This is a genomic window from Streptomyces sp. WELS2, assembly GCF_013870595.1.
Taxonomy (GTDB): Bacteria; Actinomycetota; Actinomycetes; order Streptomycetales; family Streptomycetaceae; genus Streptomyces.
In genome coordinates this window covers 1-14012 of the sequence record NZ_JACBWZ010000094.1, presented here as the reverse complement: position 1 = coordinate 14012, position 14012 = coordinate 1, and the positions used below count along the sequence as shown (strand labels likewise).

The window sequence follows — 14012 nt, the reverse complement described above, 5'->3', positions numbered from 1 at the left end:
CCGGTGCCGGGTCTCGCGCGCGAGCGCCACGGCCACCAGGGTCAGCACGGCGGCGGCGATCACGTACAGCGCGATCGGGGTGGAGCTGTCGTAGTCGGAGAGCAGCGCGGTGGCGATGAGCGGGGCGGGCGCACCGGCCGCCACGGAGGCGAACTGGGCACCGATCGAGGCACCCGAGTACCGCATCCGGGTCGCGAACATCTCGGCGAAGAACGCGGCCTGCGGCGCGTACATGGCGCCGTGCAGCACCAGCCCGACGGTCACGGCCAGGATCAGGTACCCGAACGACCCGGTGTCCACGAGCGCGAAGAAGGGGAACATCCACAGCCCGACACCGGCCGCGCCCAGCAGGTACACCGGCCGCCGTCCGACCCGGTCGGACAGCGCGCCCCAGGCCGGGATGACGGCGAAGTGCACGGCGGAGCCGACGAGTACGGCGTTGAGCGCGGTCTGCTTGGAAACACCGGCCGAAGTGGTGGCGTAGACGAGGATGAACGCGGTGATGACGTAGTAGCTGATGTTCTCCGCCATCCGGGCGCCCATCGCCACCAGCACGTCCCGCCAGTGGTGGCGCAGCACGGAGACCAGCGGCGGCTGCTCGTCCGCCTCGGCCCGCCGCGCCTGGGACCGCTCCAACGCCTCCTTGAAGACGGGGGATTCGTCGACCGACAGCCGGATCCACAGACCGACCAGCACGAGCACCCCGGAGAGCAGGAACGGGATCCGCCAGCCCCAGGTGCCGAAAGCGTCGTCGGACAGTACGGCGGTGAGCAGCGACAGCACACCGGTCGCGAGCAACTGCCCGGCGGGCGCGCCGGTCTGCGGCCACGAGGCCCAGAAACCGCGCCGCCGCGCGTCGCCGTGCTCCGACACCAGCAGCACGGCGCCGCCCCACTCGCCGCCGAGCGCGAACCCCTGCACCAGCCGCAGCGCGGTGAGCAGCAGGGGCGCGGCGGAGCCGACGGTGGCGTGCGTGGGCAGCAGCCCGATGGCGAACGTCGCCCCGCCCATCAGCACCAGGCTCAGCACCAGCAGCTTCTTGCGCCCCAGCCGGTCACCGTAGTGCCCGAACACCAGCGCCCCGAGCGGACGTGCGGCGAACCCCACCGCGTACGTCAGGAACGACAACAGCGTCCCGACGAGCGGGTCGGAGCCCGGGAAGAACAGCTTGTTGAACACCAGCGCGGCGGCGGAGCCGTAGAGGAAGAAGTCGTACCACTCGATGGTGGTCCCGATGAGGCTGGCGGCGACGATCCTCGGGAGGCCGGCGGGGCGTGGGGGAGCGGTGTTTCCGGATGCCATGTGCGCCACTTCCTCGTGTGCGGTGGGGACGGGTACGACGGATACGTGTCGGCACACGGTAGGAAGACGCAGGTCAGGGGCACATGTGGTGGGGCACCATAGTTCGGGGGGCGGGTATGCGTGCGGGCACCATGCCGGGGCGGGGGAGGGATGGTTCGGGGGTTCGGGAGTGGCCGAGACCAGTGCTGTCCGGTGCGCGTAGTCGGGGGTGACTTGACGGTGCGGTGCCGACTCCCGTGCTGGTTCGGTGCTGACTGAAAGCCCATGTCAGCACCCGTCTTCACTCCTCCCGTGCTGACTTGGTGCTGACTACGCTGCGTTGAACCAGGATCTTTCGGACCGTTGCACGGCCTCCGCTGGGGCGGGAGAGGGCATGGCCAGCCCTGGGGACGGGCGGCGTACCGTTCGCGATGCGCGGGTGCCGGGCCGGGCTTCGGTCAGCTAGGCGGGTCGCGGCTGCCGTACAGCACGAAAGGCGGCGTGGCTGAGGTCGCGTTGCGTCTCGCCGGGTTGGAGGCGCGTGTGCGAAACCTTGTCGAGGCAGGCTCCCGGCCGGGACTTTGGTCCATGGAGTCCGGACCTCGCTCGGTCTGGGCGGGGAAAGGGTCGTATACCTCGCGGACCCGCCACAGGGCAAGTGCCGGCCTCGGCCTGTCCGAGGTCGGAGGGCGCCACCGTGTCCGGCGAGCTGGGTGACAGATCGCGCGCTGTGCCTTCGGGGCTGCGTGAGGCGCAAGACGGACATTCCTGGTCACCTGGGCAGTCGGGGCGGTTCATTGATCTTTCGAGCCATGCCCTGTTGATCACCTGAAGTGCACCCTTGTCTGAATTAAGGGCATGGACAGAATCCTTAACGGATCCTTAAAGTCCGCTACTTGTATTCACATTTTCTGCGGGTAGCGAGGGTTCTGGGGATGAAACGTGGGGGGTTGGGGCGTCGTTGGCGCCCCATGTCCGGTGTGGTGGGGGCCGCTGCTGCGGCAGCGATGCTGGGGGGTGTGCTGACGCCGGTGGGGTCCGTAGCGGCTGCCGAGGTGGGGCAGGCCGAGGAGGTGTCAGCAACCCCGGCGGACGAGGCTGCCAAAGGCAAGGCCTTCTGGGAGGATGACGCCCTGCCCACGGTCACGCCCGAGCAGAAGGCGTCGGCGAGGGCGGCTCAGACTGGGGAGCGCGTCGAGGTCGGAGCGCTGACCACGGAGACCGGTCAGGTTTTCGCGAACCCGGACGGCACCTTCACCGCGGAGACGTCTCCGTCGCTGGAGCGGGTCCGAAAGGGCGACACGTGGAAGTCTGTCGACACCACGCTGCTGAAGGCTGCGGATGGGACGTTGGTACCGGTAGCGGCTCTGGACATGACGTTGTCCGGTGGCGGTGGCAAGGCGCCGTTGGTGCGCTTCGAACGCGGCGGTCACGCCTACGAAGTCTTCTCGCCCTGGGCGCTGCCGGAGCCGGTCCTGGAAGGCTCGCGCGCCGTCTACAAGTCAGTGCGGCCGGACGTCGACTTGGTCGTCCAGGTCCTGCCCGACGGATTCACCCAGAGCCTGGTGGTCCATACCCCGGAGGCCGCGGCTCAGCTGAAGTCGATCAGCTATCCGGTCAAGGCGGACGGTCTGACGGTCCGGGACCAAGATGGTGTGGTCTCCTACGTTGACGAGGGCGGGCATCCGGCGTTCATCAACAGCGCGCCGCTGATGTGGGATGCCGGCCCGGCGCAGCCCGCCGGCCGGATGGCGGTGGCCGCGTCGGACCCGGTGGATCCGGTGACCCCGCCGGCCCAGGCGCGTACGTCTGTCGCCGAGATGGCGGTTGGGCAGGACGAGTTGACGGTGGTACCCGACCAGGAGTTCCTGGCGGACCCGAAGACGTCGTACCCGGTAGTGATCGATCCGCCTACAGTGGCGGGGAAGCTGACGGGTTGGACGGCGCTGTGGTCCAACGAGAGCGGCTCGACGTTCTGGAACACCAGCCACGCCATGGGCGTGGGTTATGACGCGTATGTGGACAACAAGAAGGTCCGCTCCGTGTTCCAGTTCGACACTCGGTCGGTGGCGGGCAAGAAGATTCTCCACGCCGACTTCTCCGCGTACGAGATCTGGTCGGCGAACTGCACAAAGACCGATGTGGAGTTGTGGCGGACCGGCACGATCTCTTCGTCGACGAAGTGGTCGTCGAATCTGTCGTGGTCCTCGAAAGTCGACACGGTTTCCGCTGCCAAGGGGTTTTCCTCCAACTGCCCCGACGGCACGGTCGAGTTCGACGCCACAGCTGCGGTCGCCTATACCGCGAAGGCCAAGTCGATCACGACGACGCTGGGTCTGCGGGCGAGTGAAAGCGACCCGAACGCGTGGAAGCAGTTCATGTCGCCCAAGGACCCGGACTCCACGACGGGTCGTAAGCCGGTCTTGTCGATCACCTATGTTTCGCCGCCGACGGCCGCGCCGTCGTCGGTGAAGATGTCGGATCCGAACGTGTCGTGTTCGGCATCGACCAGTCCGGCGGTGATCCGTGACACCACGCCGCGGCTGACGGCCACACCGACCTCGTCGGACGGCTCGCAGGCGAGCCTGCGCCCGAACTTCGAGTTGTACGCGGGCAACAGCACCACGCCGACCTCACTGAAGCCCTCCACCTGGACTGCCAGTGGTACTGCCGGCACAGTGGTCACCGCAGGCCTCGTGCAGAGCACGACCTACCGCTTCCGGGCGCGTACGGAGTTCAAGTACACCTACGGCGGCACCACCGGTTACCTGTACGGGCCGTGGTCCTCGTCATGCTACTTCAAGGTCGACTCCGTCGGCCCGCCGAAGCCGACCATCACTTCGGACAAGAACCAGTACCCCGAGTGCGCCGGCACCACCTGCGCGGGCTCCCCGGAGACCGGCAGCGTCGGCATGACCGGCAAGTTCATCATCTCCGCCGGCTCCAGCGACGTACGCCGCTACGTGACCTGGCTGAACGGCATCAAGATCGACGACAAGACCTACACCACCAACACCACCAGCCACACGGTTTCGGCCACGCCGGACAAGCGTCTGACGAACACGCTGCGCGTACAGACGTATGACGCCGCCGGCAATCCCGGAGAGACCCAGGACTACCTCTTCAACGTGGCCAAGCCATCGGCTCCGGTCGGCGTGTGGAAGTTCGACGAAGGTACCGGCACCATCGTCGCCAATGCGCAGGGCGCCAGTCACCCGCTCACCGTGTCCGGCGGGTCCTGGGTGGCCAAGGCCCGCCTCGGGCAGGGCTTCAGGAGCACGGCGGGCAACGGCTACGCCGCCACCAGCGGCCCCGTCGTGGACACAACGGGAAGCTTCGCCGTGTCCAGCTGGGTGAAGCTGAACTCCAAGACGCAGTCGACGGTGTTGCAGCAGCGCGGTACCAACGTCGGCGGCTTCCAACTGTATTACTCGACCGCATACGACCGGTGGATCTTCAATCGGTACGACAAGGACGTCTCGGATGTCAACGGTGCAACCATCGTCCGAGCCATCGCGGCCAAGCCCCCTGTCCTGGGTGCCTGGACCCATCTCCTCGGTGTCTACGACCGGCAGGCCCAGAAGATCAGACTGTACGTCAACGGCAAGCTGAACGCGGAAGTCGCTTTCTCCACGCCGTGGGCCGCACCGGGTCCTTTGGAGGTCGGCCGCTGGGGCACCGGTACGCAGCTCGACGGCGAAGTGGACCAGGTCGCTGTCTACAACCGCGTCGTCTACCCGGACGAGCTGTGGGGCTTGACAAACCTGGAAAACCCTGAAACGGGCCAGCCGCAGGCCGAACTGATGGCCCACTGGAACCTGGACGAGACCAGCGGCATCAGTGGCGCCGACAGCAGCGGGCGGGGCAACGTCTTGACCCTGCAGCCTGGCGCAACGTTCACCAGTACGGATGATTACGCCCACGGCAACGTGCTGAACCTCGACGCTGACGCCCTGGGCAAAGCCTCCGCCCCGGTCAAGCTGGACGACTCCGGCAGTTTCACCGTGGTCGGATGGGTGAAACTCGAGCAGTCCGAACTCGAGGACACCACGGTCGCCCACTCGCCGACCGTCTTCTCCCACCCGGGAGCGAACCGCAACGCCTTCCGTCTGTGGTATCGCCAAGAAGCGGGCCAGACGGTAGGCGACTGGTACTTCGGCCTGGCCGGCACCGACGGGATCGGCGGGCCGAGCTATTCGGTTGCCTCGGACGAGGTGAACCCGCCTGGCGGCTGGATCCACGTGGCCGGCGTGTTCGACTCGGCCGACCAGTCTGCCAAGCTCTACGTCACCGGTGGCCGAGAAGGTGCTGAAGACGGCGTACTCGTCAGCGACACGTTCCAGCCCACCGGCCCGGTCACCCTCGGCGGCGCCCGTCGTAGCGACACGGGGGCCTGGGGAGATGCCTTGCCCGGCCAGCTCGACGACATGCGTGTGTACGCCGGAGTGCTTTCCGAAGCGGAGATCGCGCAACTCGCCATCGTCGATGAGCCGCCGGTCGACATCGGCTGATCCGGCTCACCCGCACCTTCTCGCATCACACCGACTGCGGTGCGCCGGCTCCTTCGCATTGAGGCATCCGGCGCACCGCCTATCGACATGAGGAAATCCATCCGTGAAACGCCGCAGATTCCAACTGCACGCGTGGTCTTGGCAGCGCGCCGGACGACGCAGGCTGACCGTGGTCAGCCTGCCGGTCGCCGGTGCCGTGATGGCCACCTTGCTCGGCGCCACTCCGCCTGAGGACACCAGCCGGCCGCACAGCGAGCTGGCAGCGCCGGAGTACGGTATGTCGACGCCGTTCAAGTCCAAGTTGATAAAGATCGACGATCCGACGATCAAGGCCGCGCAGAAGACCCGCGATCGGGCCGCCGACGCTCCGAAATGGCCCACGTCCGGGTCGGTTACGCTGGACGTACCCGCTGCCAAGAGCGAGTCTGGGAAGGCGGGCAAGCTGCCGGTCGCCCTCGGCGCCCCTGCGAAGCCGAAGTCCGCTGCCGGCAGGAAGAGTGCCGCACCGGCTGCTGAGCAGGCCAAGGTGACCGTCCTTGACCGCGAGAAGGCTCAACAACTGGGTCTGGACGGGGTGTTGTTGTCGGTGCAGCGCACCGATGGGGAAACCGACCCCGCCTCGCTTTCGCTTACGGTCGACTACAGCGAATTCGCCGGTGCCTACGGCGGCAACTGGTCCGGCCGTCTGCGCGTCGTCCAATTGCCCGCGTGTGCCCTGACGACCCCGGGCAAGGCGGCTTGCCGCACCACCAAGGTGCTGGCCACCGACAACAACGCCCAGCAGGACACTCTGACCGCCCAGATCACCACCACGCAGGCCAAGAACGCCGCCGGCACCATGACGGTGCTGGCCCTGTCCGCTGGTACGGGGTCCGACCAGGGCTCCTACGAGGCGACCCCGCTGTCCGCGTCCGCGACCTGGGCCGGCGGTGGCTCGAACGGTGACTTCACCTGGAGCTACCCGCTGGGGACGGTGCCCGCACCGGCAGGGAGCGCACCGTCGCTGTCCATCGGCTATTCGGCGCAGAGCGTCGATGGCCGCACCTCCACCACCTCCGCTCAGCCTTCCTGGGTCGGCGAGGGCTTCGACCTGCCCGGCTCCTACATCGAGCGGTCCTACGGCTCTTGCGACGACGACGGGCAGGACAAGAAGTACGACCAGTGCTGGAAGGAGGACAACGCTTCCGTCGTCCTCAACGGCAAGTCAAGCCCGCTGATCAAGGACGCCAAGGGCTGGCACCTGAAGAGCGACGACGGCGAGAAGGTCACGCTGGGAACCGGCGCGGTCAACGGCGACGACAACGGCGAGTACTGGACCGTCACCGCCACGAACGGCACGCAGTACGTGTTCGGCAAGAACCGGCTTCCCGGCTGGACGAGCGGCAACCCTGAGACCGAATCGGTGTGGACCGTACCGGTCTTCGGCGACGACTCCGGCGAGCCCGGCTACTCCGACGGCAGCACCTTCGCCGACCGGGCCAAGATCCAGGCCTGGCGTTGGAACCTCGACTATGTCGTGGACCCGCACGGGAATGTCACCAGCTACTGGTACGGCAAAGAGACCAACTACTACGCCAAGAACGGCACCACCGGCAACGGAAGCGCCTACACGCGCGGTGGCTACCTGAAGCGTATCGACTACGGTCAGCGCACCGACACCATCTTCTCCACCACCCAACCCGCCGCTGCCCGCGTGAAGTTCACCGTCGCCGAGCGCTGCATCCCCGTCTCAGGCGGCGAGACCTGCGCCAACCTGACCGACACGAACAAGGCCGCCTGGCCGGACGTGCCGTTCGACCAGATCTGTGCTTCCGGCAAGCCCTGCACCGACCAGCCCGCCCCGTCCTTCTTCACCCGCAAACGACTCACCGACGTCACCACCCAGGTCTACAAGGGCTCCGGTACCGGCGCGGACACCGACTACCGCGACGTCAACAACTGGCACCTGGAGCACTCCTTCCCCGACCCCGGCGACGGCTCCGCTCCTGGCCTGTGGCTGAAGTCCATCCAGCACACAGGCAAGTCCGGCACCCCCATCACCATGCCCGCGGTGAAGTTCACCGGCATCCAGCTGCACAACCGCGTCGACAAGACCGGCGACGACGTCCCGCCTTACATCAAGTGGCGAGTACGCACAGTCACTTCGGAAACGGGTTCGGTCCTCACGGCCAACTACTCCGACCCGGAATGCATAGCCGACACCAACATTCCGACCGCGCTCGACAAGAACACCAAGCGCTGCTATCCGGTCAAGTGGATCCCGCCGTCCAACCCGACGCCAGGCACCGATCCGCAGCCGCGTACCGACTTCTTCCACAAGTACGTCGTCACCCAGGTCACCGAGTCCGACCCGACCGGTGGCGCACCGCTGAAGCAGACGGACTACACCTACAGCGGCGGCGGTGCCTGGGCCTATGACGACCAGTCGCCCATCACGCAGGCCAAGTACCGCACCTGGGGCATCTGGCGCGGCTACAACAAGGTGACCACCACCATCGGTGAGGCCACGGGCATCCGGTCGAAGACCACCGCGCTGTACTACCGCGGCATGGACGGTGACAAGCAGGCGGACGGAACCACCCGCAGCGAGTCCATCACCGACTCCAAGGGCGTGGCCAAGACCGACTCCGAGCAGTACGCCGGCCAGGTCCGCGAGCAGATCACCTACAACGGCGCGTCCGGTGCCGAAGTGACCGCGACGGTCACCACCCCGTGGTCGAAGAAGACCTCCACCGACACCCACTCCTACGGCACCGTCAACGGCTACATCGTCCGCACCGGAAGCGAGATCAAGCGCACCCGTCTGAACAGCGGCAGCGAGCTCACGTCCACCACGACCACCACGTACGACGAGGCCACCGGTCAGCCGCTGACCGTGGAGACCGACGCGGCAGGCAGCAAGGACTGCACCCGCACCGAGTACGCCACCAACACAGCCACCTGGATGCTCAGCTACCCCAAGCGTGTGGAGAAGGTTTCCACGGGGTGTGCGGTAACGCCGAACCGGACCAACGACCCGGACACCACCGATGTCATCTCGGACGTCAGGAGCTCCTACGACGGGCAGGCCTACGGCACCGCACCCACCAAGGGGGACCTCACCCGAGTTGAGCGGGCCACCGGCTACGCCACCGATGGTACCCCGCGCTACCAGACCGTCGGCACCGCGGCCTTCGATGCCCTGGGTCGGGCCACCGACACCTGGGACACCACCGGTACCAAGACCAAGCACGCCGAATTCACCCCGGCAGGCGCCGGCCCGCTGACCAAGACTGTGGAGACCAACGCACTCGGCCACACGGTCACTACCGAGATCGCACCGGATTGGGGGGTCAACACCGCCAGCATCGACCCCAACGGCAACCGCACGGAGATGGCCTACGACGCGATGGGCCGCCTCACCGATGTGTGGCTCGCAGACCGTGACCGCTCGGCCGGCCACACGGCCAGCCAGAAGTTCGAGTACAAGGTGCAGGCCACGGCGGCATCGTGGGTAGCCACCAAATCCCTCAACAAAGACGGCAGCACCTACCTCACCCAGTACGCCATCTACGACGCGCTACTACGGCCACGACAGACTCAGACCCCGGCGGCCACCGGCACCGGCCGTGTGATCACCGAAACCAAGTACGACACCCGTGGTCTCGAAGCGGAGACCTCCGCGGACTTCATCGACACCACTGAGCCCACGGGTGTGCTGGCCAATCCCACGACCGCAGCTCCCGCCGGCACCGTGACAACCTATGACGGCGCAGGCCGTCCCACGGTGGAGAAGATCCTCGTCAACGAGCAGGAGTTCTCTCGCACCACCCACACCTACGATGGCAACGCCACCACGGTCGAGCCTCCCGTGGGAGCATCGGCCGTACGCGAGGAGGTCGATGCCCGCGGCCGCCTGGTGGAGAAGCGCGAGTACGACGGCAACACCGCCACCGCCACCTTCACCACGCTCAACTACACCTACGACCACGCCGACCGGCTGAAGACCGTCAAGGACGACGACGGCAACACGTGGAGCTACGGCTACGACCTGCTCGGCCGCCAGACCTCCGCGGCAGACCCCGACTCCGGTTCAAGCTCCATCAAGTACAACGACCTCGACCAGGTCATCGAGGCCACCGATGCTCGAGGCAAGACGCTCGGCTACACCTATGACCTGATTGGGCGTCAGACCGCGCGGGTCGACGGAGCCGTCCCCGTCGTCAACGGCGTTCCCACGCCGGCCGACGCGCAGTACCTGGCTCGCTGGACCTACGACACCATCGCCAAGGGGCGGCTCACCTCGTCTATCCGCTACGTAGGCGGCAAGACGGGGGACGTCTACGCCACGACCAACGCCTCTTACGACAAGGTGTACCGGCCCCTCAAGGAGCAGTACACGGTCAGCACCAAGGAAGGCGCTCTCGCCGGCACCGGAACGTACACCATCACCAACGTCTACAACCTCGACGGCACGCTTCAAAAGCGCACCATCCCCGCCATGGGAGGACTCGCCGCCGAAACCCTGACCTACGGTTACACCTCGACCCGGCTGCCCGACACCCTGCAGGGCCTGACCGGCCTGGTGCAGAACACGGACTACCTGCCGGCAGGCGAGCAGATCCGCACCACTCTCGGGGTGTCCTCCACCGCTGACTGGACCGAGGTCAACTACTCGTACGAGGACGGCACCAAGCGCCTGGCACGCCAGACGGTGAAGTCCGAGACGCACACCGGGACCGACGCCGACATCTACTACCGCTACGACAAAGCGGGCAACCCTCTTGAGATAGATGACCGTTCCACCAGCCCGGGCGACAGGCAGTGCTTCAGCTATGACGGTCACCGTCGCCTGAAGGCCGCCTGGACCACCACCACCGACTGCGCCACCACCCCGAGTACCAGCAATGTGAGTGGCCGCGCTCCGTACTGGCAGAGCTTCACCTACGACACGGCCGGCAACCGCAAGACCGCCACCAACAACCTGGCCAGCGGCGGACCAGCCACCACCACCTACACCTACAAGACGACCGACCAGCCCCGCCCGCACGCCCTTGCGGGCACGGTCACCGAGTTGGCCGGCGGAACGAAGACGGCCAACACCTATACCTACGACGCGAGTGGCAATACAGAGACCCGCGACCTCAACGGCACGACGCAGAGGCTTGAGTGGGACGTCGAAGGAAGCCTCAGCAAGGTGACGGAGGCGAACAACGCCACCACCTCCTTCCTCAACGACGCCGACGGCAACCGCCTCATCCGGCGCGATACCACCGGCACTACTCTCTACCTCGGCGAAACCGAACTCCGCCTTGACAAGGCCAGCGGCAAGGTCGAAGCCACCCGCTATTACAGCCACGCCGGCAAGACCGTCGCCATGCGCACTCCCAGTGCACTGACATGGATGTGTACCGACCAGAACGGCACAGCCAGCCTCCAGGTCAACGCCGCCGGTCAGGCCCTAACACGGCGTCACAGCCAGCCGTTCGGGGAACAACGCGGCACCAAACCCGCCGCTTGGCAAGGCGAGAAGGGATTTGTCGGCGGCACCGACGACCCCACCGGGTTTACGCACCTCGGTGCCCGCGACTACGACACGGCCACCGGCCGCTTCATCAGCGTCGACCCCATCGGCGACTTGACGGATCCCCAGCAGATCAACGGCTACGCCTACAGCAACAACAACCCCGTCACCTTCGCCGACCCGGACGGCAAGTTCTGGCTCTCCCTGGTCAAGCTGATCAAGGCGGTCGTCAAGATTGTGACTGCCTACGTCAACCGCATCCGCAGCAGTAGCGGTGTTGGTAGCGGCGGCATGTCCCCCATGGGCAGCGGCAACTACGGCGGCAGCGATTACCTCAGCGGCAACTACAGCAACGCGGGCGGCGGAGTCGGGGGAGGAACCACCTGTGGCAGTGGCTATCCCGCCTTCAAGCCAGGGTGCATGAGCAACGAACCCGAGAACCCACGCGCCCAGGGCTCTTTCAAGGATTTTGCCCTCGGGGGATCGGTGAGCTTCGCCGAGGGTGTTGCTGCCGCCGCAGATTTTGCCTACATGGCTGTTGTCCCCTGGTGCCAGTGGACCGACCGAGGCTGCACCCCGAACCAGGACGACCTGGCGAAGCTGGTCGAAGAGAACGGTCTGAAGAAGGACAACAAGGCGTACGACGCAGGCGACAGTTTCGTGGACCTCGTTTCCGTATTCAGCACGGTCGGCGCCATAAAGAAGTTGGCCAAGGATGCAGTGAAGGGTGCTGCGAGCGCCGGGAAGGGCTCCAAGAAGGGGGGAACGGGTTGCAAATGTTTCCTCGCTGGTACCGACGTCCTCATGGCAGACGGCACTACCAAGAACATTGAGGACATCGAGCTTGGTGACAAGGTTCTGGCAACAGATCCGGAAACCGGTGAGCAAGGGGCACGTGAGGTAACCAGCCTCATTCGAACCGAAGCCGACAAGCACTTCAACACGCTGTCCATCGCAACCGAAGACGGCATCGACGAGCTCACGGCGACGCACGAGCACCCCTTCTGGGCACCTTCCGAGAAGCGCTGGATCCCTGCAGGCGAACTGGCAGCAGGTATGACACTGCTGACCGATGACGGCGAAACGGTCATCGTCACGGGGAACAAGCCGTTCACGAAGCATGCCCGCACATACAACCTCACCGTAGACGACCTCCACACGTACTATGTGCTGGCGGGCGAGACTCCGATCCTCGTTCACAACAGCAGCGGATGCTCCAACGGAAAGCTGTCAGATCCGCTCCCGCAGGGGATGTCGAGGCACTTCGTGAATGCCTATGACGACATCAGGGCCGGGAGGGGCGTTCCTCAGACGGATCCTGACACCGGCGCACAAAAGGTATTCCAAGGCAAGGCGGCTCACGAGAAGCGCTGGGCGGGTGCACTGGAGTATCGAGTTCCCGGATCTAAGGGTGACAGCGCTCGAATTCTAGCAAAGACCCTGTCCGATGGTCGGGTAGTGATGGGGTGGACGAATGACCACTACAAGACAATCAAGCCCTTCAGTGGGCCCCACTTCCCTGACTCTGGGTGGCAGTAGGCGGAAGTGAATGTAGTGGAGAGTCCGGGGCGGCCGCCGCCATGCTTCCTCGGACTTTCCGCTAGAATTTGCCTAGTCGGCAGTGGGAAGGTGCGAGATGAGTGAAAATGGTTCAATTATTCCGCTCTATCACCTAATTGAAGAAGCGTCCGGAAAAGTCATCGTCACGGCGCGCGAAATCAGTGGCTTCTTTGTGGAGTCCGATCACGCACAGTCCGAGGACATCTTGATCTATGGATCGGCGCGAGAACCGGTCAGCCTAGGCAAGGACTTGTCCGACGTGGAGCTGCGCGTGGTCAACTCGCTTGGCAAGGCGATCGGGTCGTATTACATCGGTCGGGTTGGCCTGCGCTCTACGTTCGAGGGTGAGGGCAGCCGCGGGCAAGGCGGCTTTGTCGCGACCTTCTATGGCCATACCTGCCCGTACGCCGCAGCGGGAGCGTTTTGGCGTCGCTGGGCTTCGGGTAGTCCGCTCGAAAAGGGGGAATGGGGGCGGTATCCCGCCGAATCGCATGATAGCTGGCTCCATGTTGTTCAGAACTCCTGGTTCGAAACAGGGCATGCGGCTAAGAGGTACGGCGTCGGAGAAATCTGCGTAATCGATGGTAGGCAGATCCTCGGTGAAAGCAGCTTCTATTGCGCACTTGGTGAATCAGTTAATGGTCCCGGTGGATATTTTGGATCCACTCTTGACGGGCTTGCTGATTGCCTTGCGGCGTCCCGGAGTGCCGGCGCTCCGTTCGAGCTGGTGTGGGAACACTTTTCCGGCGTGCAGGAAAGGATGGGCGCCTCGCTGGCGGCGTCCGTTATGGGTGTTCTGAGGGAATTCGGTGTAGCCGTGACGCTCAGGTAGTAGCGGTCGGTTTCTGGGCATCAGAAGTGTAAATCTGAAGGCCCACCAGGCGATGCCTGGTGGGCCTTCAGCATGAGGTGATGGCAGTAGTCGACGGCGACGTCAGTGATCAGGACGAGTTCGCCGCCCTGTTCCAGGAGCAGGGCGGCGGTGGAGCGGCGGAGGTCGTGGAAGTGGCGCCCCTTGACCAGGATCGAGGAGACCGCGACGGCGATCACCGTCGGCGACTACTCTCACGGCGTTCCCGAAGTGGCCGCCCCGAACACCGAGGTGGGACGCCTGACCACCTGCCTCAACCAGATGCTCGGCCGCATCGACACGGCCA

4 protein-coding genes are annotated in these 14012 nt (G+C 65.6%); 3 read left to right on the top strand and 1 reads right to left on the bottom strand.

The genetic code is table 11. The annotated features are described in order from the left end of the window. Positions 1–1302 (bottom strand): MFS transporter (locus tag H5J33_RS08885; RefSeq protein ID WP_181794335.1); only part of this gene is annotated, 1302 nt, incomplete at its 3' end. A gap of 998 nt (positions 1303–2300) precedes the next feature. On the opposite strand from H5J33_RS08885, the gene H5J33_RS08880 reads away from it, so the two are divergent. The 3 genes from H5J33_RS08880 (at position 2301) to H5J33_RS08870 (ending at position 13687) form a co-directional block, all read left to right on the top strand. Then, positions 2301–5792, top strand: coding sequence for a LamG-like jellyroll fold domain-containing protein (locus tag H5J33_RS08880; RefSeq protein WP_309485364.1), 3492 nt, complete (start codon positions 2301–2303; stop codon positions 5790–5792). Between the two features lie 199 nt (positions 5793–5991). Next, entirely contained in the window at positions 5992–12834 is a 6843-nt protein-coding gene (locus tag H5J33_RS08875) for a polymorphic toxin-type HINT domain-containing protein (protein ID WP_258564969.1), read from the top strand. A 97-nt stretch (positions 12835–12931) separates the two neighbouring features. Continuing rightward, positions 12932–13687: a barstar family protein gene (locus tag H5J33_RS08870; protein ID WP_181794334.1), complete on the top strand. Its 756-nt coding sequence runs from the start codon at positions 12932–12934 to the stop codon at positions 13685–13687. Positions 13688–14012: the final 325 nt, after the last annotated feature.

What these genes read in the sequence shown, in the direction of transcription:
- H5J33_RS08870 (WP_181794334.1), top strand. Translation starts at nt 12,932, where the DNA reads ATGAGTGAAAATGGTTCAATTATTCCGCTCTATCACCTAATTGAAGAA.
- H5J33_RS08875 (WP_258564969.1), top strand. Translation starts at nt 5,992, where the DNA reads ATGGCCACCTTGCTCGGCGCCACTCCGCCTGAGGACACCAGCCGGCCG.